At 39.3% G+C, this 23,796-nt stretch carries 24 protein-coding genes and 1 tRNA gene; 16 read left to right on the top strand and 9 right to left on the bottom strand.

All coding sequences use genetic code 11. The annotated features are described in order from the left end of the window. Genes B151_RS0104065 through B151_RS0104075 form a run of 3 tightly spaced genes read left to right on the top strand, consistent with a single transcriptional unit; the run spans position 1 to position 1,851 of the window. On the top strand, positions 1-450 hold the full coding sequence (locus B151_RS0104065) for a DMT family transporter (RefSeq protein WP_020402326.1): 450 nt from the start codon (positions 1-3) through the stop codon (positions 448-450). Then, positions 447-1,196 (top strand): GNAT family N-acetyltransferase, encoded by a 750-nt coding sequence (locus tag B151_RS0104070; RefSeq protein WP_020402327.1) that lies wholly within the window; start codon positions 447-449, stop codon positions 1,194-1,196. Before B151_RS0104065 ends, B151_RS0104070 begins: the two co-directional genes overlap by 4 nt. 22 nt (positions 1,197-1,218) lie before the next feature. Then, positions 1,219-1,851 (top strand): NAD(P)H-dependent oxidoreductase, encoded by a 633-nt coding sequence (locus B151_RS0104075; RefSeq protein WP_020402328.1) that lies wholly within the window; start codon positions 1,219-1,221, stop codon positions 1,849-1,851. Between the two features lie 14 nt (positions 1,852-1,865). On the opposite strand, the gene B151_RS0104080 is transcribed toward B151_RS0104075, so the two are convergent. Further along, positions 1,866-2,525, bottom strand: a complete 660-nt coding sequence (locus tag B151_RS0104080; protein ID WP_020402329.1) for an SDR family NAD(P)-dependent oxidoreductase — start codon at positions 2,523-2,525, stop codon at positions 1,866-1,868. 210 nt (positions 2,526-2,735) lie between these two features. Here B151_RS0104080 and B151_RS0104085 point away from each other — a divergent pair, with 210 nt between their 5' ends. The 8 genes from B151_RS0104085 to B151_RS0104120 all read left to right on the top strand — a co-directional run bounded on the left by B151_RS0104085 (position 2,736) and on the right by B151_RS0104120 (position 9,509). Next, positions 2,736-3,704, top strand: coding sequence for an NAD(P)-dependent alcohol dehydrogenase (locus tag B151_RS0104085; RefSeq protein WP_020402330.1), 969 nt, complete (start codon positions 2,736-2,738; stop codon positions 3,702-3,704). 26 nt (positions 3,705-3,730) lie between these two features. Continuing rightward, the gene (locus B151_RS0104090; protein WP_211207818.1) at positions 3,731-4,423 is read left to right on the top strand and encodes a DUF4386 domain-containing protein; all 693 of its coding nucleotides are present in this window, start codon (positions 3,731-3,733) and stop codon (positions 4,421-4,423) included. Further along, positions 4,420-5,523 (top strand): alpha/beta hydrolase family protein, encoded by a 1,104-nt coding sequence (locus tag B151_RS0104095; protein ID WP_020402332.1) that lies wholly within the window; start codon positions 4,420-4,422, stop codon positions 5,521-5,523. Before B151_RS0104090 ends, B151_RS0104095 begins: the two co-directional genes overlap by 4 nt. Before the next feature lie 78 nt (positions 5,524-5,601). After that, the gene (locus B151_RS0104100; RefSeq protein ID WP_020402333.1) at positions 5,602-6,561 is read left to right on the top strand and encodes an alpha/beta fold hydrolase; all 960 of its coding nucleotides are present in this window, start codon (positions 5,602-5,604) and stop codon (positions 6,559-6,561) included. Between the two features lie 155 nt (positions 6,562-6,716). Beyond that, positions 6,717-7,817 (top strand): serine hydrolase domain-containing protein, encoded by a 1,101-nt coding sequence (locus B151_RS0104105; RefSeq protein ID WP_020402334.1) that lies wholly within the window; start codon positions 6,717-6,719, stop codon positions 7,815-7,817. Between the two features lie 19 nt (positions 7,818-7,836). Beyond that, positions 7,837-8,181 carry a 5-carboxymethyl-2-hydroxymuconate Delta-isomerase gene (locus B151_RS0104110; RefSeq protein WP_026166460.1) on the top strand — a complete coding sequence of 115 codons (345 nt, stop codon included), beginning with the start codon at positions 7,837-7,839 and terminating at the stop codon, positions 8,179-8,181. Positions 8,182-8,191: 10 nt separating this feature from the next. Continuing rightward, positions 8,192-8,662, top strand: a complete 471-nt coding sequence (locus tag B151_RS0104115; RefSeq protein WP_040516575.1) for a nuclear transport factor 2-like protein — start codon at positions 8,192-8,194, stop codon at positions 8,660-8,662. A 100-nt stretch (positions 8,663-8,762) separates the two neighbouring features. Continuing rightward, positions 8,763-9,509 (top strand): hypothetical protein, encoded by a 747-nt coding sequence (locus B151_RS0104120; RefSeq protein ID WP_020402337.1) that lies wholly within the window; start codon positions 8,763-8,765, stop codon positions 9,507-9,509. Between the two features lie 3 nt (positions 9,510-9,512). Here the strand turns inward: B151_RS0104120 and B151_RS0104125 are convergent, their stop codons facing one another. After that, entirely contained in the window at positions 9,513-10,097 is a 585-nt protein-coding gene (locus B151_RS0104125) for a Crp/Fnr family transcriptional regulator (protein WP_211207819.1), read from the bottom strand. 164 nt (positions 10,098-10,261) lie between these two features. Between B151_RS0104125 and B151_RS0104130 the strand changes: the two genes are divergently transcribed. The 3 genes from B151_RS0104130 to B151_RS0104140 all read left to right on the top strand — a co-directional run bounded on the left by B151_RS0104130 (position 10,262) and on the right by B151_RS0104140 (position 15,512). After that, on the top strand, positions 10,262-10,825 hold the full coding sequence (locus B151_RS0104130) for an outer membrane beta-barrel protein (protein ID WP_051069707.1): 564 nt from the start codon (positions 10,262-10,264) through the stop codon (positions 10,823-10,825). A 215-nt stretch (positions 10,826-11,040) separates the two neighbouring features. Next, entirely contained in the window at positions 11,041-11,934 is an 894-nt protein-coding gene (locus B151_RS0104135; protein WP_020402340.1) for an ABC transporter ATP-binding protein, read from the top strand. Further along, complete coding sequence (locus tag B151_RS0104140; protein ID WP_020402341.1) at positions 11,931-15,512, top strand: M1 family aminopeptidase; 3,582 nt, start codon at positions 11,931-11,933, stop codon at positions 15,510-15,512. Before B151_RS0104135 ends, B151_RS0104140 begins: the two co-directional genes overlap by 4 nt. A gap of 137 nt (positions 15,513-15,649) precedes the next feature. On the opposite strand, the gene B151_RS17920 is transcribed toward B151_RS0104140, so the two are convergent. The 6 genes from B151_RS17920 to truA all read right to left on the bottom strand — a co-directional run bounded on the left by B151_RS17920 (position 15,650) and on the right by truA (position 21,043). Next, on the bottom strand, positions 15,650-16,081 hold the full coding sequence (locus tag B151_RS17920) for a DUF6036 family nucleotidyltransferase (RefSeq protein ID WP_020402342.1): 432 nt from the start codon (positions 16,079-16,081) through the stop codon (positions 15,650-15,652). Between the two features lie 99 nt (positions 16,082-16,180). Beyond that, complete coding sequence (locus tag B151_RS19360) at positions 16,181-17,134, bottom strand: winged helix-turn-helix transcriptional regulator (RefSeq protein WP_026166464.1); 954 nt, start codon at positions 17,132-17,134, stop codon at positions 16,181-16,183. 216 nt (positions 17,135-17,350) lie between these two features. Then, positions 17,351-19,543 (bottom strand): DNA/RNA helicase domain-containing protein, encoded by a 2,193-nt coding sequence (locus B151_RS0104155; protein WP_020402344.1) that lies wholly within the window; start codon positions 19,541-19,543, stop codon positions 17,351-17,353. Then, the gene (locus B151_RS0104160; protein WP_020402345.1) at positions 19,540-19,869 is read right to left on the bottom strand and encodes a nucleotide pyrophosphohydrolase; all 330 of its coding nucleotides are present in this window, start codon (positions 19,867-19,869) and stop codon (positions 19,540-19,542) included. Before B151_RS0104160 ends, B151_RS0104155 begins: the two co-directional genes overlap by 4 nt. Before the next feature lie 294 nt (positions 19,870-20,163). Continuing rightward, positions 20,164-20,235 (bottom strand) — tRNA-Asn (locus B151_RS0104165). 70 nt (positions 20,236-20,305) lie between these two features. Continuing rightward, entirely contained in the window at positions 20,306-21,043 is a 738-nt protein-coding gene (gene truA / locus B151_RS0104170) for a tRNA pseudouridine(38-40) synthase TruA (RefSeq protein ID WP_020402346.1), read from the bottom strand. A 202-nt stretch (positions 21,044-21,245) separates the two neighbouring features. Here truA and B151_RS0104175 point away from each other — a divergent pair, with 202 nt between their 5' ends. Both B151_RS0104175 and tnpA read left to right on the top strand, forming a co-directional pair. Next, positions 21,246-22,289 (top strand): GMP reductase, encoded by a 1,044-nt coding sequence (locus B151_RS0104175; protein ID WP_020402347.1) that lies wholly within the window; start codon positions 21,246-21,248, stop codon positions 22,287-22,289. A 215-nt stretch (positions 22,290-22,504) separates the two neighbouring features. Beyond that, positions 22,505-22,939: an IS200/IS605 family transposase gene (gene tnpA / locus B151_RS17930; protein ID WP_020402348.1), complete on the top strand. Its 435-nt coding sequence runs from the start codon at positions 22,505-22,507 to the stop codon at positions 22,937-22,939. A 113-nt stretch (positions 22,940-23,052) separates the two neighbouring features. Here the strand turns inward: tnpA and B151_RS0104185 are convergent, their stop codons facing one another. Next, positions 23,053-23,538: a DinB family protein gene (locus tag B151_RS0104185; RefSeq protein ID WP_020402349.1), complete on the bottom strand. Its 486-nt coding sequence runs from the start codon at positions 23,536-23,538 to the stop codon at positions 23,053-23,055. Positions 23,539-23,796: the final 258 nt, after the last annotated feature.

Genomic DNA, 23,796 nt, shown 5'->3' on the forward strand with positions numbered 1-23,796 from the left:
ATGAACTATTTAGCTTTTGTTATTCTGGCTTTAGTAGGCGGGGTGTTCCTCGCCGCACAAGGTGGATTCAACACCCAACTTGGAGTACTATTAAATAATCCTTTGCTCGCATCTGCGGTTGCATACATTGTCAGCACCACTTTTGCTTTGGGAGCTGTTCTGGTATCTGTCAATGAATACCCCTCATTGAATGAGATAAGATCTATACCGGCCTATCTTTGGTTTACGGGGGCATTGCTAAGCCTGATCGGGATCACGCTCTACTATTACACCATTCCAAAATTAGGGATCTCAACCATGATCTCACTTGGCCTGTGTGGGCAGTTGATCTTTTCTGTGATTGCCGGCCATTTCGGATGGTTCAACCTGCCTGTAGAGCCTGCAGACTTTAAGCGAATACTTGGAGTCATCATAATGATAACTGGAATCTTATTAATCAACTCAAAATGAAAGACAAAGAATACCTGAATAAAGAAAATATTTATAACCTGACAACATTATGGAGTTTGGCAGGTGAAATGTGCGGTAGCTTTAAAACAAATGGTAATATCAATCTGAGTAACATTCTAAATTCAGACTGGCCATCAAGAATTTGGTTTTCAAAACAAAGAAGCAGCATTGGTGAAGATGACTTAGTAATAGCTTCCAAAAATTCACTAAAACTCTCATTATGGGAAGATAGTTATGGTGAATCACCAACGAGTAGTCCTATAGAACCTTTTACAGTGTTGACTACACACCAAACAGCAATGTACTTGCCTAAACCCTGGCTCAAAGATAGTGATGACGAGCTTACAATAGATTTGAAACACGTGAAGGATTCTAAGGAAGCCGACACATGGAGTAAATTGTTTGAGCAAGCATTTGGCTACACAATACCTTCCTCAGTAGTCAAGTCAACTTCCAGATTCACTAATTACTACATAGCTCATAGTGAAGGAGAAAGTGTAGGTACAGTAATGTTATTTATAGATTACCATAATAACGCTGGTATTCACGCTTTGGGGGTTTCGCCTGCTTTCAGAAGACGCGGGTTTGCCAAGGAGATCACCCTGGCTTCTCTGCAATTACTGATCAACGAAAACCCTGAAAATATTTTCCTCCAGGCATCAGATGCTGCAGTAAATCTCTATAGAAAACTCGGATTTAAGGATCAATTCGAAATGCATACTTACTCTTTTTCCAACACCCAATAACCATTTATCAAGAAACAACATCATGCAACTTTTAGAAAACCTGAATTGGCGTTATGCCACCAAGAAATTTGATTCAAACAAGAAACTATCACCTAATGATCTATCGAAACTGAAAGAAGCCATCAGACTATCGGTTTCTTCTTATGGACTTCAACTATATAAAGTTTTGGTTATTGAAGATCCTGAAATCAGAAAAGAACTCAGAAAAGCCTCATGGGATCAGCCACAAATAACCGATGCATCTCATCTATTTGTCTTTTGTCGCCTTGATAAAGTGACCGAACACGATATCGATAACTATGTCAGCATGGTTATATCTCAAAATCATGCTGACGAAAAGGCCCTGCACAATTATGGCTCATTTATCAAAGAAAAAGTCTTTGAACTTCCTGAACATGAGACCCATACCTGGATGGAGAAACAGGTCTATCTGGCTCTCAATAACCTGCTAGTGGCCTGTGCAGAATTAAAGATCGATGCCTGTCCTATGGAGGGTTTCGAAAAGGAGAGCTATGATGACATTCTGAATCTTAGGGAATTGGGTTTAAAATCCACGGTAATTGCTCCTGTTGGTTACCGATCATCTGAAGATGAGTCACAGTACTGGGGTAAGGTGAGAAAATCAACTAAAGAGCTTTTTCATACAATGAATTAAAGGTATTGCTCACGCTACCATTGCCTAATTTTACCTTGGTGCCAAAATCCCCCCGTAGGAACTTCGGATTTACTTAACTGAACAATTTCATGAGCTACATCTTGAGGTTTCCGCGGGGCTTCACTCCCTCCCATGTTTGTTTGGGTCCATCCCGGATCTAAAGCTGAAACGGTAATATTTTTAGCCTCTACTCTTTTCGACAAGAGCTTGGTATACATATTCAAAGCCGTCTTTGACATTTTATAATGGGGCTGATGGGCATCGAAATTTAATTCACTGAAAGCACCCCATTCAGATGAAATATTAATTATATGGCCGCCTTCATTGACTGAGTTTAAAATTTGCTCAGTAAACTCGATAGTACCAAAGAAATTCACATTAAATGTTTTTCTTAGCTCTTCCATATCAATTGCTGTTCGATTCCATTTCTCCAAAAGAACTGCTGCATTATTGATCAAAACATCAATTCTTGTACCCGCAATTTTTCTTGAAAACTCCTTGATGGACTTTGATGAGCTCAGATCTAATGAATAACACCTAAAGTCAGGATGATCTACCGAACAATGACCAGTCGTTGATGTCCCTATTACTGAAACACCTTGACCATCTAAAAGTAATTTCACAGTTGCCATTCCGATGCCCCTGCTACATCCGGTTATTAAATACTTCTTCATGGTTTACTTTTGAATTAAAATTTCAATTAACACCCCGATCATTGATCATAAGAGGTTTTGAAGAAAATCTGATTACTACCTAACTATAACATTGACTAAGATCAATTTCACAGGCGAAGATTTTATTCTTACTTATTGACTTAAGTCAATGAAACAACTTTGATAGTTCTTTAATCTTGCTCAACACTGTAATACTAACGGAGAACAATTATGAAAGCTGCAATATTTAAAACCTATGGTAATAAAAACTCTATTGTAGTTGAAGAAGTTGACAACCTGATACCAAAAGACCACGAAATCTTGATCAAAGTAAAAGCGACTACCGTAACTGCTGTTGATGCTATATTCAGATCCGGTAAAAAATTCTTTCCCAGAATGGCCACTGGAGTTATTTCTCCAAAAATTAAAACTCTGGGTACAGAATTATCCGGTGTCGTTGAAATGACTGGGAAAAAAGTCACAGGCTTTGAAATTGGTGATGAGGTCATTACTGACAGTGGCACCAACTATGGAGCTCATGCAGAATATGTTTTAGTTACAGATAAGGACCCCATCGTTCGCAAACCCAAATATCTGTCTTTCAAAGAAGCAGGTGCTATTTCATATGGCTCCCTAACTGCCCTACCTTTTTTACGGGACCATGGAAAAATCAAGGAAGGTGACCGGGTACTGATTATCGGAGCCTCGGGAAGCGTGGGTACGTATGCCGTCCAATTAGCAAAATATTACGGAGCAGAAGTTACTGCAGTATGTAGTTCCCAAAATGCACTCTTGGTTAAATCTTTGGGTGCAGACAGGATTATTGATTATCGGAAAACACCTATAAAAGACATCCATAGCCGGTACGATATCATATTTGATACGGTTGGAAAGTATTCCATTGCTAAAACAAAGCATTTGTTAACCCCTAAAGGACGATACTTGACGACCATACTCAGCCTGCGCTCTGTCTTCGATATGCTAAGAACCGGACGAAGCAAACAGAAAAGCATTCTCGCTTTAACCGGACTCAGAAAAAACAAAGAAAAAACGGATGACCTGAGATTAATAACTGAGCTTTTCAAAAACCATAAGCTCAGGGCAGTCATTGATAAAGAATTCACCTTAGACACAATCAACAAAGCTTTTGATTATGTAGCTCAGGGGCACAAAACAGGTAATGTGGTCATTACTTTTTAAGCTTAACAATACTAATGGAGATCAAAATGGAATCAACGAATTTTAAAAAACTAGCCCGAATAACCGGTTTTTTATACCTACTCATTATTGTATGTGCCGGATTCAGTCAGGGTGCCGTACGTGAGATGTTGATTGTTGCCGGAAACGCAGGTGCTACCACTCAAAATATATTAGATAATGCTTTTCTGTTTAAAGCAGGACTTATGACAGACCTCATTGCTTTTTTGAGTGATACCGGTGTTTCCGTGTTGCTTTATATCCTGCTAAAACCGGTCAGCAAAGGACTGGCTATGACGGCTGCAGCATTCCGGCTGATTGCCCATCCTGCAATTGGAAGCCTGAACTTATTGAATCATTTCGCTGCACTGAGAGTGCTGGAATCTCCCGGTTTTACATCCTCCTTTGATCTCACCCAGCTTCAGGAATTCTCACTGTTTTTCATGGAACTGCATAACATGGGCTATCTAATTGCCGGGGCTTTCTTTGGAATCCATTGCTTTTTGCTTGGATACCTGCTGTATCGATCAAGCTTGTTTCCAAAATTCATTGGTGTACTTATAACGATTGCCGCATTCGGATACCTGATCGAATCATTTGGCTTCATCTTTTTCCCGGAGTTGAAAAGCACGTTTGCCCTCATCGTTGGATTTTCAGCAGGCATCGGGGAAATAACCCTGACACTTTGGTTACTCATTAAAGGAGTGAGGAATCAACAATGAAAAAAGTATTTCTATTCAATATCACCTTCATTTTTGGTCTTTTTGTATTAATTATTGGGCTTATCAGGCAATCCCCCTATCCACAAAATAATAATCTAAATTCCAATGAGATTGACCTAATCATACAAACGGATGACGTTAAAATTGGTGGTACCCTAACTCTTCCAGCTATTCTTGAGACAACATCACTAGTTATTATGAGCTCCGGCAGTGGCGATCAGGATAGAGATGAAACACTAGAGGGTTTTAAAATATTTAAAGTCATTGCCGACCATTTGGCTTCTCAAGGAATAGCATCGTTCCGTTATGATGATAGAGGTGTTGGAACCAGTACGGGTAATTTTGTTAACAGCACAATTGATGACCACTCAAATGACCTGGAAAGAATAATGGACTATTTTAAATCCAATGAAGTCCATGGATTCAAAGATTTTATACTATTTGGACATAGTCAGGGAGGTATTCTTGCAGCAAAAGTAGCTGTGGGAAATGAGTCGGTAAAAAAAGTAATCCTAATGGGAGCCCCTTCGGTTCCACTTGTAGAAGTAGTGTTATATCAAGTTAGACAGGAATACGCCACGACCTCCATTTCAAAATCACTTATTGAAGCTGATGTTTCCGCACATAACAAACTGATGAGGGCTATTGAGGATAATACGAATATCGACGAGGCATACCATTTATTCAAAAAAACCACTGAATCTATTTTGTATGAGTTATCGACTGAAAGAGATATCGATAGCCTGAAAATACAGCAAGATGCAATAGCTAAAGCAAACGAATATAAAATCATTTATGCATTGCCTTCACTTACATCCTTTCTTTACTATGACCCTTCATGCGATCTCGAACAACTGGAAGTACCTGTACTAAGCTTGTTTGGTGGTTTAGATTACCAAGTTACAATTGGTCAAAATAAAGACCGCATGGAAAATGCCCTTCTTAAATCAGGAACAGACTACCATTTAATAACTTTTGAACATGCTAACCATTACTTCCAAAAGGCGATAACAGGAAGCAGGGATGAGTATGCAACACTCGAAAAGAAATTTGTAGATAATTTTTTAAGTGAAATTTCAACCTGGATTCTTGCCAATTAATCTAACAGATATGCCACATTTTGTACTGGACTGTTCCAACACAGTTGTACAATCAAAATCACCTGAATCCATAAACACATGAAACTAAATAATAGTCAAATTACCTACCCGACTGACTTTCCAAAACCTACAATGATATCGTTAAATAATATCGAGTTAGAAATTTTTGAGGCTGGAAATGATAATACAAAACCAATTATACTCTGTCATGGTTTTCCTGAACATGCATATTCTTGGAGATATCAGATCCCAGAATTAGTGAAAGCTGGTTATCATGTTATTGTTCCAAACCAACGAGGCTATGGCAATTCATCACGTCCTGGAAAAGTAACAGACTATGATATAAAACACTTAACAGGCGACCTTGTTGCATTACTCGATTATTATGAATACGAAAATGCAACTTTTGTTGGCCACGATTGGGGAGCAAATGTAGTTTGGAATCTAGCTCTGTTGCACCCAAAACGAGTAAATAAAGTGATTAATTTTGCACTTCCTTATCAAGAGAGAGGTGAAATACCTTGGCTCGAGTTCATGGAAAAGGTCTTTGGAAAAGACTTCTACTTTGTTCACTTCAATAAACAACCAGGGGTAGCAGATACTATTTTAGAAAAGAACACATCTCAGTTTCTTAGAAATCTATTTCGTAAAAATGTGCCACTAGCTCCTCCCAAACCAGGAATGTTATTGATTAACATGGCTACAGCAGAAAAGCCTCTTGGTGAACCTATTATGAGTGAGGATGATTTATCAGTTTTTGTATCAGCATTCGAATCATCCGGATTTACAGGTAGTATTAATTGGTACAGAAACCTTGACCGTAACTGGCATTTGTTGGCTGATGTCAAACCAATTATTCAACATCCTACACTAATGATTTATGGCAATCGTGATTTAATTCCAAAATCAGAGAGTTTAAAAGATTTTGCACCTAATCTTGATGTTGTAAGCATAGATTGTGGTCATTGGATTCCTCAGGAAAAACCAGTAGAAACAAACAAAACCATTTTAAAATGGTTGACAAAAAAGGATGTTTAAAAAAGACCAAGATTTTTAGGCGATAATTGTTCTAACCAAGCAATAGAAATCCTTGCAGTTACGAAATCTCAGCAGGTCCTGCTCGGAATGTTCTATTTCACAGAAAAAAGTTTTATCAATAATGCGCTCCAATAAACAACGAAACACTTATAAACATGCACCTAAATATAAATAAAACACTAAAACTTGTAATTACCTCCCTAATCCTAAATGCTTTTTTGCTAACGCCTTATGTAAATATTCAAGCTCAGTCACTTGAAAGTTATGTTGATAGCTTGCTAACAGAAATGTTTGAGGCAAATGGTCCCGGCAGTGTCTATTTGGTGGCAAAAGATGGAGAACCTGTTTACAGAAAAGCATTCGGGAAAGCCAATTTGGAACTGGGTGTTGACATGACCCCGAACAATGTATTCCAGATTGGTTCTATGACAAAGCAGTTTACCGCAATTGGAATACTAATATTGGAAGTGGAAGGAAAACTCAGCCTACAGGATGACGTCCGTAAATATATCTCTGATTTTCCTGTTCAGAGAGACAGTCTCACCCTCAGGCATTTACTGAATCATACCTCAGGTATAAAAGATTTCACCAAAATGAAGACGATCATGCAGATCGCAAGAAAGGATCTCTCTCCAAAAGAGTTAATTGATTTCTTCAAAGATGAACCTGTGGAGTTTAGTCCGGGCGAAAAGTTTGAATACAATAATTCTGGGTACGTAGTGCTTGGGTATGTGATCGAGCAAGTCTCAGGAATGAGCTATGAGAACTTCATTGAAGAAAAGATCTTTGACAAGTTAGGAATGGCTGATTCCAGGTATGCATCAGACAGGGAGCTGATCAAAAACCGAGCTTACGGTTATCATGACCGAGGTGGTTATACCAATAAAATGTGGGTGAGTCTAAATATACCCTATGCTTCTGGCTCGCTGATGTCAACGGTGGATGATATGTTGATCTGGCAAAATGCACTGAATTCTGAAGAACTGCTAAGTCATGAAACACTTCAGAAAGCTTTTACTCCCGGAACATTGGCTAATGGTGAAAACACCACCTATGGTTTCGGATGGCACCTGAAAGAATGGGATGGTGAACCAGTGAGAGAGCATGGTGGCAGTATTTTTGGTTTCAAATCTATGGGAGTTTATTTGCCGGATCAGGATATTTATGTAGTTGGTTTTAGTAACTGTGATTGCAACTCTCCAACGGTGGTTACCCGCGAAATTGCTAAGATCGCTTTGTCTGAATTATCTCAATAATTAAACAAACAAAATTATAATGCCACATTTCATACTTGACTGTTCCAACACAGTTGTACAATCAAAATCACCTGAATCCATAATGCAGTTGGTTTATAATACCGCCAAATCCACTGGACTTTTTGATCCAGAGGATATCAAAGTTCGGATCAATCCTTTTCAAGATTATATGGCAGGAAGTTCCAAGGATGACTTTATCCACATTTTTGCAAATATCATGGAGGGGCGAAACACAGATCAAAAAGCAGATTTATCCCAAAAGATAATTTCTGAACTCAATGTTATGTTTCCCGAGGTTCCAATTATCTCTATTAATATCAGGGATTTTGAGAAAGCGACCTACTGTAACAAATCAATGGTTTAAAATAGATTAGATGTTAAAAAACATAGTCCTATTGGTATTAGTATTAGGAGGAACATTGTTCGTAAACACAGGCAATGCTCAAAATAAAATAAGCCAAGCTCACAAAGACTCTCTTGATCACACCGTAAAAGCCTACTACGATTTAAACCTTATCATTTTCCAGGAAAATTCCACAATTGAAGATATAGACAGCGTTTTTACTCTTTTTACTGACGATTTTACCTATGTCCATCCCAATTATGGAGGGGTCTATACACGGGAAGACCTTTATAATGGATACAAGCGAAACCTGGAAGATGGTGGATATGACGGACAAATTATCGATGTAATTATCGATCAGAAGATCACCGGATTAAATGCAATGGCAATTGGTCGTCGATATTTGAAAAAGGAAGATGAAAAAAATTCTGTCGGCGAATCTCAAATGACCTTATTCGAATTTGAGCAGGGAAAGATCCGGCGCATATTCGAGTATTGGTAACATCCTTAATTAAGGGTGTAATCATTGGCTACTCGTGAAATTTCCAAGATTGCGTAGTCTGAATTACCTGATTAACTAATGCTAACAAGAAATAATTTCAATGACCTATCCTTTCATAAAACCCAAATATTACCTTTCTCTTTTAGGTGATTTATTTAGCTTCATCAAACGCCCAGATAGTGACCCGTTAGCTGTAAAATCAGTAAAAAATAAAACCTATGATACAATTGGCTTATTCATTATAAAAATTTGTTTTTCAATTGCAGTAGCGTCTTTACTTCAATTTGTATATGAACCTAAAAACCTAACAGCGGTAAGTATGTTGGAGCGATTCAGTCCAATCATGTTACTACTGGTGGCAGGAATAATTTTACCAGTCTACGAGGAGATTACTTTTAGATTATCACTGAAATTTAAACCGATATACTTTGCCCTCACCTCAGGAGCTTTTACTTATTATATACTTACAAAGGCTGTTTTCAGGACCAGATTATCACTTGTTGATGAGACTTTCGGAATTAGAGTATTCTTTGCAATTATACTAATGTTAATAGCATATGTTTTTATTCGAAGAGAAAAGATCAAAATATACTTTGAGCGCTTTTGGCATCATAATTTCAGATTCATTTATTATTTCTCTTGTATTAGTTTTGCTTGGCTACATCTTTTCAATTTTGAATTGAATTTAGCGAATCTCTTACTGTTACCCATTATTACGTTACCACAGTTGTTTAGTGCCACAATTGCAGGATATACCAGAATTGAGTTCGGTTTTAGATACCCCTTATTTGTACACATGGCAACAAATATTCTATTTACGTTACTCTCTTTTATTCCTCTTGATTAAAAATCACTTTTTCTCCGCTATTCGTTTTCTAATTCGGCTCAACGATTCCGGCTTAACTCCTAAATAACTTGCCAGATGATATTGGGGAACGCGATGTAGAAGTTCCGGCCTGTTTTCAAGCAGATCAAGGTACCGATCTTCAGGGCTTTTGGTGATATATGCTGCAAGCAGCTGTTGCTGTTTACCAAGATCCTCTTCCACCGAGGCCCGGCAAAGGCTTTCAAACCCTTTTACTCTTCCGTACAGCTCTCTTTCTTTATCATAATTCAAAACAGCTAAGGTGCAATCTTCTACACATTCCAGGTAATGATTGGCGGGTGTTTTATTCACATAACTGCTAAGGGAGGCAATAGACTCTCCTTCTGTATAAAAGGCAGTGGTTTTCTCTTCTCCATCAATGATATAATAATGACGAACACACCCTTTCAAATTGAAGTAACTGTCCTTAGCCACTTGTCCTTCCCGAAGTAAAACGGTGCCTCTTTCAAAGTTTTTGATCGGTATGCATTCATCGATGGCTTGTTTTTCTTCCTCATCCATCGGAAGATTTTCAGCCATCATTGCTGACATTTTAAAGTTGCTCATCATCAAGTTTTCTGAATTAAACCGAATTACCGTATTCCTTTTTTAAATAGCAATACAAAAAAAGGGGAATCACTTCTTAACCTAAGTCAATGAGATCCCAGTAAGGTGCTCGTAATTTGCTCACAGTGATTTAAGGTAACTAATCAAATAACTAACAATCTAAAACTATGAAACAAACAATATTCGTAATCACCTTAATGCTTGTAACCCTACAAGCCTATGCTCAACAAAACCAAACTCAATCCGACCGAAAAGGATTTGTTGTCGGCGCAATGGTTGGAGTTGGGCACCTTTCTTTAAGTGGTAACACTGCCAATACATCAGACGGCTTTGGTATCAGTTTACCTAATCTGAAAGCCGGTTATATGATAAATCCTGATTTGGCCATTATGCTAAGTACCCAAGGTCTTTCTTATGAAGAATCTGGTCAGGATAGAAGTATCAGTGGCCTTGTTCCATCCCTTCAATATTGGATCAAACCAAACCTTTGGATCAACGGTGGTATTGGCTTAGCTATGGATGTACCGGCCTTCTACACGGATAACACCGGTGACCAGTGCAGAATAGATTTTGGTGCCGCTATACTCCTCAGCTCCGGATATGAGGTATATCGAAAGGGTTCATTCTCAATCGATCTTCAAGGGATTATTCAGGCAGGACAAATTGAGTCAGATAATGGCAATAGAGAAGCCTTTGCTGTAATGACCGGAGTAGGATTCAATTTCAACTAATAAGCTGAGGGCAAAGATGAAATTCTTATTAGCCCTCAGCTTTTTCTCATAATCATCATACTACAATTTCTATCGCTGAAATTTAGTATTAAACCGAAACATATTTTGATATGAACCGAATTGAGTTAAGCAGATAAATGCGGTTTTACATTCTCGGATGACACCCAAATCAATGTGATAAAAGTTAGCTCATAACCAAACAGCAAAATTCCTTTATGAACACCCTCGACATTCAACATATATCCAAAATTTATCCTAATGGAACCAAAGCGCTAAACGATGTTTCACTGACAATAAATAATGGCATGTTTGGACTTTTAGGGGCTAATGGAGCCGGTAAGTCATCGCTCATGCGAACGATCGCCACCCTGCAATCTCCTTCATCGGGAACCATACTTTTCAATGGAGAAGACATCCATAAAAACCCTGATATCGTTCGCAAGGTGCTGGGCTACCTTCCTCAGGAATTTGGCGTTTATCCTAAGTCATCGGCCGTTGAATTACTGCACCATATAGGTGTAATGAAGGGGTTACTGAACAAAGAAAAGCGCAGTCAGCAAATTGAAAACCTGTTGCATCAAACCAATTTATGGGAGCACCGAAAAAAATATGTACATACCTACTCCGGGGGTATGCGTCAGCGTTTTGGTATTGCCCAGGCACTGCTTGGTGATCCCCAGATCATCATAGTAGATGAGCCTACCGCGGGATTAGACCCCGAAGAACGTCACCGTTTCCTGAACCTGCTCAGCAAGATCGGGGAGAATATTATTGTGATCCTGTCGACCCACATTGTCGCTGATATTTACAATCTGTGCTCTAATATGGGGGTATTGGATTGCGGACAATTAGTGGTTCACGGAAGTCCGGCCAAATTGGTGGAAACATTGGAAGGAAAGATCTGGCGAAAAACTATCTCAGCTGGTGATCTATCGCACTACCGCAAAGAACATAAAGTAATCTCAACCCGACTCATAGCAGGGAAAACCCAAATTCATGTAAAAGCGGAAAGTTCCCCCGGCAATGATTTTGAGGCCGTCACTCCTACCCTTGAAGATTATTATTTCTCCATGGTTTCGAACTCAGAACTTCAAACTGTGGGGGTATGATGCTTGCATCCTTACTCAAATTCGAGATCATATATCAACGTAAACTTTGGGCGCTTCCCGTTGCTATGACTCTGTTCTTTCTCACCGGATTTCAAATCGGCGGACAAGGATTTGCACCGGATATGATCAACTTCAATGCTCCGTATCAGATCAGTTACTACACCTCTGTTTTTACGCTAGGATCAGTATTTGCGATCATGTTTTTTGTTATCAATGGGATCTTACGCGATTCCACGTATCGCATGCAAGAAATTATGTTTTCTACCGGCATTCAAAAACATCATTTCTTCTTCAGTCGGTTTGGTGGAGTGTTTTTCTTCAGTCTCTTATCAGTAAGTATGTTACTGCCGGGTATGATGGCCGGCACTATGATCGTGGACATGGACCCTGAGCGGCTGGCTCCCTTTTCAACTTTCCCCTATTTCTGGAATTGGCTGGTGTTTGTATTGCCTAATGTTTTAATCTGTACCGGATTTATATTTTCGATAGGACTTCTCACTAAGAACAGAATGTCGATCTATACATCCGCTGTACTGATATATGTCCTTTACTTTATCTCCTCCTTTTACTTCAATTCCCCGGTACTTGCTGATTCAACCCCTACACACACTGACAATATGATGCTTGCCGCGCTTGCAGATCCGTTTGGCATATCAGCCTTCATGGAGCAAAGTCAATACCTGACCCCACTGCAAAAAAATAAAGTATTGGTATCTCTGAGCGGAAACTTTCTGCTAAACCGATTGCTTTGGATCTCAATCACCGCAGCTATTTTAGGCGGAGCTTATCGGTTATTCTCTTTCAGGACTCTAAACAGAAAAAATCAAAAGCCTGACTCAACCAATGAACCTTTGAATGATGCTAATCCCGTTGAAACGGCCTATTTACCACTTAGTCCATCGTCAAATAGCGGAAACAAGGCTTTTTGGCAAAGTTTTTTATCTCAAAGTAAAATAGGAATTAACCAATTATTTAAGAGTCTCCCATTTCAGGTAATGATCGTATTAATGGCCGTGATCATGGGCTCTGAGTTTTATTCAACACTAGTAGAAGGTGGAAGCTATTCCGAAAGTTTGTATCCGGTGACTGCAATTCTTGCAGAACTCAACACCACTGCTATTTTTATATTTGGTGTATTATTGATCATCTTCTTTAGTGGCGAATGGGGCTGGAAAGAACGGACCGAGAACATGTATTTGATCCTCGATGCCACTCCTGCTTCTAACGCTTCCTTCTTTTGGTCAAAAGTCTCTGTATTGATATGTATCCCACTTCTTTTGATAACCCTGGAGATCCTGATCGCTATTACTTTTCAGTTCATAATGGATCATCCGGAGATAGACGTTAGCAGATATCTTTCACTATTTTATTATCAGGGTACACCGCTTTTATTTTACCTGCTGGTTGCTTTGTTTATACAGGGGCTGTCACCGGATAAATACATCGGCATGGGACTCACAGGATTGGTAGTTGCCGTATTTGGAACTTCGTTAGCCGGGAATCTCGGCATAGAACATCCGCTTTTGAGAATTGGAGCGATGCCACCTGTAGTCTTTTCTGACATGGCCGGTGTAAGTAACAATGCTTCCAGTTTTAATCTGTTATCTACACATTGGCTCCTTTTAGGATTAATCCTTTCACTGATCGGTCAGCATGTTTGGCAAAGAGGTATCACTGATGGTTTCTTCATTCAGATTAAGCGAGTATTCAAAGAGTGGTCATCCTACCATTTAACTGCGGTGATCGTATTGGGTTTGGCCTTTTTCACTACCTCAGGTATGATCTTTTACAAGACCAACATCGAATCCGAGTATATCTCTTCTGAGGAAATGCTAAATCGCTGGGCAGATTATGAAAAACAGTACAAGCATTATGCTCAGGAAGAATGGTTATATCCAGTAGCTATCACTACGGATCTGGCACTTTACCCAGAACAAAGAAGTTACGCCGTCGATGCTATATACACCCTCGAAAATAAGAGTGATACGTCCGTACATCGATCTCTCATCATTGAGAAGAAAAAAATCAGTAATATTCAACTCGAACGTGCAACGTTAGTTAATATTGATTCCACACTTGGGATCTACGAATTCCAATTCGATACGCCTGTATTACCCGGGCAATCCGTTGATCTGACTTTTTCCGCTACTAATGATGGCAAAGGCTTGTTCTCAGGTAATGATATCGTCAAGAATGGAAGTTATATCCATCTGCGCGATTTCAGCCCTTATTTCGGATACTCTGAAAGCCTTGAAATTCAAGACAACGACGAACGTAGAAAACGAGGTCTACCGAAGCGTACAATAGATAAACCATCCGAAGCCGATTTTGAATTGATGGAATCCGGTTTTGGTCGCGTCGATTTTGAAACAACACTTTCTGTTCCTGACGGTCAAACAGGCATCTCTGTAGGCAATCTTCAAGAAATGTGGACCGAGAAGGACAGGAACTACTACCGTTACAAAACACCCTACCCTGTGGCGCCCATCATCACCTATCACTCTGCAGATTATGAAACGGTTCAGGAAAGTTATAAGGGTATCAGTCTTGAACAATACTACCATTCTGGACATGGCTTTAACAATACAACCGTCATGAACAGCATGAAACAAACACTGGATTATATGCAGAATGAGTTCGGCCCTTATCCACTCGATCATCTGCGCATTACAGAACTTCCATCTTTCTGGGGATTCGGAGGTTTCGCGGCTGCAGGAACTATCAGTATGGTAGAAGATAATCTCTATTTAGTGGATGAGCGCGATCCGAAAGCTTTTAACCTGGTTGCCAAACGAACAATTCACGAAGTGGCACACCAATGGTGGGGACATCAGCTTGGCACGCAAAGTATCAGCGGTGGCCAGATCTTTGTAGAAGGATTTGCTAAATACACAGAAGGAGTCGTTATGGAAAAATATTATGGAATGCCTTCACTATTCCAGCTGGGCAAGTCTGCCAATCACACCTATTTTACCGGCCGGTCTTATGCCTCCACCCCGGAACAGCCGTTGTATTTGGAACAGGGTGAGCATTACATGTTATATGGTAAAAGCTATATGGTGATGATGGCACTTAAAGATCTCATTGGTGAGAACGCCATAAATGATATCCTGAAAACACTAGTAAAAAAGCATAAACATGAGGTCGATGCTACTGTCACCACCCTTGAATTTTTAACCGAATTATATGCAGGCACCTCAGAAGAACACCATGCCCTCATTGACGATTGGTTTAAAGAGATTATCACTTATGACCTTTCAGTTGAAGATATAGGTTATGTTAAACTTCAGGAAGGTGGATATGAAATAACAATTAGAGTAAAAGCCTTAAAATTTGAATCAGTGGATGGTATGGATCATCCGACTGAAATGGATGAGCCAGTTACAATTGGAGTATTTACTGCCCATCCATCAGAGGCTACCAGGAAACAAGTATTATCACTTGATTCACAGACAATAATAAGCGGAGAACAGGAAATTACCGTAAAGGTTGATAGCCTCCCTAAATATATAAGTATTGATCCCTATGGCACACGACCCGATCTGGTACGGTCAGATAATCATTTTCATATCGAGTAACAATTATGAAATAATCACTGAAAAGTAAAAAAGCCTGATTCACTTTCGCGAATCAGGCTTTTTGCTTGTGAATAAGAGGCTATCAGGAATGCTGCTTTATTCCGGTTTACTCATATAACTCCGTAGAATTCCTCCGGCTACGATTCCTCAATGATTCGAGTAAGCCAGTTAAGTGCTCTTTCTTTTAAAGATTTGTCACTTTGTACCATCTTTATCCGATCCTTAAGAGTTTGGGCATTGACCAATTGCTCCAAGAGTAGCGTTCGAACAAAACTTATATCCTTTTCCCGGTAAGCGATTAGTTTGGAGGCAGCCAGATCATGAGCTTCAACACACCAGCCAATATTATTTTCATCCATATAATCCTGAACTTTGTTGGTACGCTCTTCCCAACCTTCGGGCAATGAAGCTGTTTCAATCGAAACTCCATGGACATAGAACCCGTGCGTATGATGAAAAGGAGAATTCTCTCCTAAAGCTCCATCAATCTTGTCAACGGCCTCAGGTTTATTCTTTGGAGAGGCATCAACCTCTATGGAACGAGTCAGTTTTTCATCTGCTTGTGGCAAACTGTCCTAATATAGCCTGTGATCCAAAGATATATAACTCGTTATCTCCGGACACTTCGCAAGCAGATCGTATCGCATGTTCCAATTGTTCTCTGTTCATTATTCTTTAGCCATAGATTTAAAATCTTTTCTTTCGGCTTCGGTTAGCACCGGCCAGAAAGGTAAGGATTGTCGCATTCGGGTGGAACGCTCCGAATCTGATTGCATAAATTTCTTCAACCGTTGGAAGGACATGTTTTCAAGCAGTCTATGCCATTCCTGTAATTCCTTTCTAACGCCGGATTGTTCCGACTGAATCTTCTCCTTGAGATTCGTTTTTGTTCTTTCGATTACTTCAGGATGTTTTTTTAAAAAATCCATCCATAAACCCGCATCATTCAGTGAACGAGCATCTAATTCTTGGTGAGATATCGAACTTTTTTTGCTTTCACTTTGCTCGGAATACAATTGCGAAGGATCAAATCCCCAGATCATGATTTTGTCAGGCTCTTTGATCAAATCTACCTCTGCCGAAGTAACCCCTCTCACCTCAATGGTCACATCAAAGTCATTCTCAACATGATCATTAATTAATCGTTCTTTATACTTTTCCGTGAGCTCATCTATCTTTTTTGCATGCCCATATATTGCAATCTGAAGCGGATCTCCATAATCATCGGTTCCTTTAGCAACTTTACCATAGATCCACACTGACTTTGGTTTCACCTCCAGTTCATCTACGCACTGTTTAAGTTTCTTAAAAAGATTCTGAGAATTTCGTTTTTCGGTTTGAAAAAGCTCGGTTAGTACTGGTGTTAAAGGATGCTCTTCACGAATAAAGACCTTTGACGTTCTCCCGCTTCCCTCACGTTGCACAACACCCGTCTCAAGTAATCTTGAAATAATTTTATGAACCCCTGGAACGGACAGGCCCGTCCTCTCGGAAATTTCCGTTGTACTCAAACCTCTCCCGCTATCAATTAAGGTTCGAAGCAACTGGATGTTGCCTGGATATCCCAAAATTTGATCCAAGGGATTTCTTAAGTAACTATCTGGCGTACTTGTTGGTCTCATAACTACTGTTTTTATAAATAAACAGTAGTTAATATATATAAACGATAGTTAATTTTCACGATTTTTTTAAAAAAATTGAGCTGTAAGGAATGCTGATTTATTCCGGTTTACTCATATAAGTCCGTGGAATTTTTTAACGATACTCTTTAATAAATGCAGCGGCATTGGTTTGGACAATTTTGGTTTTGAGGTTAAGATTCCCAGACATTTGTTTATTTATAATACACACTCGAAAGTACCAATTACTCTGAAATTCCTTTCTCCATCCTCACTTAAATCAATATCATCAAACTCTTCATTATATGATAATGGCTTTAGAAGAATTGATTCATGCTCCCATTCACCATCTTTTTGTTTCTTCTTGCTATGATATTCTTTCACGGTATAGCACGATCCATAATCTGCATCTATAAAATCCGAATGTTCAACTAACACAATCTTTCCATTCCTGGAGCCTCCGGTATATTTTCTAAAAAGACATATCGAACCATTCGGAATTACTTTATTCATCGATTCACCAACAATCTGACATGCAAATAGATTTTTTAAGTCTCTATACCTATTTGGAACTTTGACCCAATCATGCTCTTCAGCTTTTTGAAAGTCACCAAATTCTCCAGCGGCAACTTTTAAACTATGGAGTGGCACACTGTTTTCAAATGGAACTACTTCATTAGAAGAAAACACTTCCGTGTCTGTATTCTCATCGGTTTGACTTTTTGGGATGTATTTCGAAAGATATTCTCTGAGATTTTCATCACATACATATACATAAGTTCCCTTTATACCCCTGAGCAATATCGTTTTGTAGATATTTATAATAAAGTTTTTGAGATCTTCAGGATCTTCTATTGATTGCTTTCCATATCTATCGTAATAATTCTCTTCCTTTATAATTATCTGGTCATTTTCGGGATCGTAAGAAATTTCATTACCAAAAATTACCCCTGCATAATTCAGATCATAACCCTGAGTTGTATGAATGCACCCGACTTCATCAATTGAGTTTTCTGAGTTTATCCAATCATCATTCGTGGTATTCCATCTAAGTTCAACGTTTTCTATATCTATATCATACTTCTCTGGTTCTCGTTTAGAAACCCATTCCCAAGAGTACCCTGCTACCAATCTAGACAATCCACTCTCTTCATTTTTTTCACGAACTGTCTTTATAAGTTCTTCAATTGAATCGAATAACAAAAACTCATAGTTCTTAGCCTCAAATTTACTCTGATCTTCCGATAAACGAGTATTCAGAAGTTTGTCAATAAAATTAACGTAAGAGTTTCCGCCTTTAACCCTGAATTGAGACTCCAACCTCTCAATACGTGTTCCTTTCGCTTTTTTAAGCTTATCAAAATCTTCCTTCAATACATCTGAAGGTTTAATAGATTGCCCTTCATCGTAGAAAAGTACCGCCTTATCTGACTGCTTTACTATCCAGTCAAGTTCATTATTCTTGTTACTATCAAATCCGAGTCTTTCAGAAGCTTTATCAAATGCCCCAAAATATGCCCCAAGATTAACTCTTCTTCTCAATCTGTGCGACTCGTCTACAAGTAGTATATCATAATGTTCTCTTGAGACTTTTGCCGGCCCTATGACCATGCTTGCAGTTAATCCACCGACATTCCTAAAAACTTTCTTCAAAGTACTTCTAAACGATGACATTGGTACTACTAATCCCATTTTAGGATCAGGGTATATCGATTTTATTTTGTTGATCAACTCAATAAATTTTTTTTCTTCTTCACCAAACTCCTCGAAATTGAAATCTTCACCATCAGAGTTCAGCATCTTAAATAAAAACACTGCAAGAATTGTTTTACCTGTCCCAGCTCCGCCTTCAATGATCACATTTTTAGAATTCTGATCAAGAATACTTTTTAGGATTGTTTTTAATCCTTTGATCTGCTCTTTGGTCAGACTTTTATATGGAGAGTATTTAAATAAATCTGAATTATCTATGTATTCGATAGAATGCTTGGCAACACCTTTTGACCGTAGTGTATTCCAAACAGAATGGAAAATCTCTCGATATACATCCCACTTTTGATAATAGTTGTGATTTGCCAAACCCAAATTGCCATTGAGCAATTTATACTGGCCATCACCTGACATATACTGTATCAAGTTTGACTCAAAATCGAGTGTAACTGATTTATTGAACTTCTTACTTGTAATTAAATGAACTGAAGAAAGCTTTCTCTTTTGATTATTTTTGAGATGTGTATTCAGCCTGGCATAGGCATCGGTAGTTTCTCCTACATATGCTTCCTTAACATTTCCATCACTAAGGATATAGACTACCGGCCAAAAATCTTTAGCAAAGTAGTCATTATCTAATAAGGGAAGATTATCTGCTGAAAAAGCTAACTCTTTTACTGAATACTGTTGTTCAGAATTCATAACTCAGTATACTTTTTAGCAGTACCTTTTGCTTTATCAGAAGGGTATTTTGTGGCGTTAGTCTTTAGTTTTTCAAGGATTATTTGTTCAATATCAAAGCCATATTTTTCAGCTATAAGAAATGCGTAATTAAAAACATCTGCTAATTCTTCTTTGACCTTTTCAGGTTCAGCTTCTTCTGCTCCCCTCCATAAAAATAGTTCTAAAAGTTCACCTGCTTCAATATTCAAGGCTACAGCCAAATCTTTTGAATTGTGAAACTGTTCCCAGTCTCGATCATCCCTGAATTTTATAATGGCATCTGTAATCTTCTTAATCTCACTCATCGGTAAATTATTATAAAGCTTCTTAATAACAACCGATTATAGGAAAAGCAACGGTTAATTGGAAAGACGGTTTTGGACAAATTTTAAACATTTGAACTCGTTGTGAAGATAAGCCATTTTTACAAGCCCAATAACTCATAAGCAACAAACACTCAAAACATAAGCATCAATTGGTCAAACGATAAGCATTTTTTTTAAAGAGATGCGAAGTAGCAAAAAACAGTTCTGTAATTGCTAAATTCATTAAAACAAAAAAGCCTGACTCGCTTTTTGCGAATCAGGCTATTGAAGAAGCTCCCCGGGTAGGATTCGAACCTACGACCAATTGATTAACAGTCAACTGCTCTGCCACTGAGCTACCGAGGAATTTCAGTGTGTTGCCCTCTTTGAGGGGCGACAAAGATAACCACTTATACCAACTACTTTCAACAATTTTTTAAACTTTTTTGTAGAAAGTTTTTTCCAGTATTAATCCTTTGGCGGGTGCGGTGTGCGTAGGTATTTTAAACGCAGGTTTTTGCAATTTCTTTTGAAAATCATTTATCGATTTTTTTCCCTGTGCAACATGCACCATAGTCCCAACCAGGCGGCGAACCATATTTCTCAGAAAGCGATTGGCGCGAATGTGATAACGGATCACTTCTCCGTCAAATTCAAATGCTGATAACTGGATTTCACATAGCGTGGTGAAATTATCTTCGTTGAATTTCGAAAAACCGGCGAAGTCGATCTCTCCTTTAAGGAGTGCCGCGCATTCTTCAAGCAGTTTTTTATCCACAGGTTGATACAAAGCCCAGGCATAACGTTGCATAACCGGAATATTCCGTGTGGTTATCGTGTACTCGTATTGTCGGGCAATGGCATCAAAACGAGCATGAAAATCATCGCTTACCGGTTCAATTTCTGTAACTTGTATTTTCTGCCCTACCATTCTGTTAACTCCCGGCAGCAACTTTTCAAGATCTGTATGATCCGGAAGATCTACATGCGCTACTTGTCCCCGGGCATGCACACCGGCATCGGTTCGCCCCTGCCCCACTAAATCGACATCCTGCTGAAGAACTGTTGAGAATGCTTTTTCCAGTGTTTCTTCGATCGTGACGGCATTCGGTTGAATTTGCCAGCCGCTGAAATCGGTGCCGTCGTATTCAATGGTAAGTTTGTATCGGGGCATGAATGTGCTTTGTGCTTTATGCTTTATGCTTTATGCTTTATGCTTTATGCTTTATGCTTTATGCTTTATGCTTTATGCTTTATGAATACAATAGGAACTATCCGGTAAAAAGACCAAAAACATCATTCAAATTTGCTCGCTTTTTTTGCACCTTAAGAGAAGAACGAATCAACATTTAATTTTTCAATTTAACACTTCCCCCATGCGTATTGAATTAGACATAAAATTGGGTTTTAAGAACGTGATGATCCGCCCTAAACGATCCACCCTGAAATCAAGAGCAGATGTTTCATTGGAACGCACCTTCAAATTCCTGCATGCCGAAAAAGACTGGACGGGCGTCCCTGTGATGGCGGCCAACATGGATACCACCGGCACGTTCGAAATGGCTAAAGCCCTTGCAGAACACAAAATGTTTACCGCGATCCATAAACACTACAGCTTGGATGAGTGGAAGGATTTTATGGATCTCGCTTCTGATGAGATCACCGAGTATATAGCTGTTAGTACCGGTACAGGTAAATCGGATATGGATAAACTGGATAAGATCATGACTGAATTTCCAGAGCTCCGTTTTATTTGTATTGATGTGGCCAATGGTTATTCCGAGCATTTTGTTCATTTTGTGAAGCAAGTGCGGGAGAAGTATCCTACCCAGGTGATCATTGCCGGGAATGTGGTGACCGGTGAAATGGTGGAGGAATTATTACTGGCAGGCACCGACATCGTCAAAGTGGGCATTGGCCCCGGATCGGTTTGCACAACACGGCTCAAGACCGGTGTCGGATTTCCTCAGCTTTCGGCCATCATTGAATGTGCGGATGCAGCTCACGGCTTAGGCGGACAGATCATCTCGGACGGCGGCTGTAAATCGCCCGGTGATGTGGCCAAAGCATTTGGAGGCGGAGCCGATTTCGTGATGCTCGGCGGAATGTTCTCAGGTCACACGGAAAGTGGCGGAGAACTGGTGGAAGAAAATGGAGAGAAGTTCAAACTGTTCTATGGAATGAGCTCAGAGAAAGCCATGGAAAAATACTCCGGTGGCGTTGCAGAATATCGCGCTTCAGAAGGAAAAGTAGTAAAGGTCCCTTTTAAAGGCCCCGTTGAAGATACCGTGCAGGATATTTTGGGAGGTGTCCGCTCTACCTGTACCTATGTTGGAGCTAAAAAACTGAAAGAACTCACCAAAAGAACCACCTTCATCCGCGTTCAAGAACAATTGAATGAGATGTTTGAGGGAGAGTAGAACATCGAACATTTAACATTTTTTCTCGCTTGTTTTAGAAGGCCATGAATGACCTCGCTGGTGTGCCGGAAACACTCATTTTTATTAGTACAAAAATGCCACAATCAAAAATCTATTCCGGTACACCAACGACGGGTTTCAACCCTTCGTTAAAAAATTGTAAGGAATTGATCTTAAAACGCTCTAACTAATAAGCGTGAATAAATTCCTTACAGATGCCAAAAACATTCAATTCTATATGGTTGCATATTGTATTTCGGACGAAATTGAGCAGACCCTATCTATCCTGGGAAATTCGAAATGAGGTTTGTGAATACATAAAAACTAAGGGAAATTTAAAGGGCTACAATGTTGATACGGTAAATGGTGTAAGAGATCACCTTCATGTTCTGCTTCGCATCAAAACTACTCAAACAGTAGCTGAAGCTGTACACTGGATCAAAGGTGCATCTTCCAGATGGTTAAATACAAAATATAACTGGAAAGATGGATTTGCCTGGCAGGAAGGATATGGAGTCTTTTCAGTAAGTCTTCATGATATAAAAATGATCCGCAATTACATCTATAATCAGGAAAAGCATCATAAAGAAAATTCCTGTGTGGATAGATTTGAGTACGTACCAAAATCTTCTGAAGAAGGGAGGTCATGAATGACCTCTCTGGTGTACCGGAAACGATCATTTCTATTATATAGAACAAACCCTTGATCAAAAATCTATTCCGGTACACCAACGAAGGGTTTCAACCCTTCGTTAAACAAGATCTAACCCTCTTCCCCATTCAACAGGCGGTAAATAATAGCCAGCTGCCCCGTGTGATACGCATTGTGCTGTAATACCAACAAAGCTTCTCTTAGAAAGGAATGATCAGGTCCGCCTGCAACCGGGGCGTTCAAGCCGTTGGATTCATCCAGGATCAGATTCATCATTTCATCCCGCTCTTTGAAAAAGGATTCTTTTAGCTCTTCCCATTCTGCTTTGGATTCGGGCTCAGCTTCCAGCGGCCAGTAATCATCGGGCCACTTTTTGGACTGGTAGTATTTATTCCGCGAGTAATCCAGGATATCAAACTGGGCTACACGGATGTGAAAAAATTGCTCGTAAAAGGAATACGGGAGACCTGCGGGGCGTTTTCCCAGATCTTCAAATTTAACTTCTTCCAGAAGATCTTCGATCTTCAGAAAAGCCTGTCCGCCTTCCAGTTGCTGTACAATTTGTTCTCGGGTGATGCGATGTGAATTGACTTCCATAGTTGATTTCTTTCTGCGATTCATTGGGTAAATACGAGTTAAGTCGGAATCATTCAAAAAGCCGGGGAATATTGAATGCAGAAGGCTTTATTTTCTCAGAGGCCATAAATGACCTCAATGACTTATCAGAAACCTACTTTTCTTTGGCGATCATATTATCAAAGCAATAATTCTATTCCAGTACACAAACGAAGGATTCTAATCCTTCGAAATAGAAACATTCGTAATTAAAATCATCTATTTATCTCCCCTTCAGAT

Origin of the sequence: Gracilimonas tropica DSM 19535, assembly GCF_000375425.1 — a bacterium.
GTDB classification, from domain to species: Bacteria; Bacteroidota; Rhodothermia; order Balneolales; family Balneolaceae; genus Gracilimonas; species Gracilimonas tropica.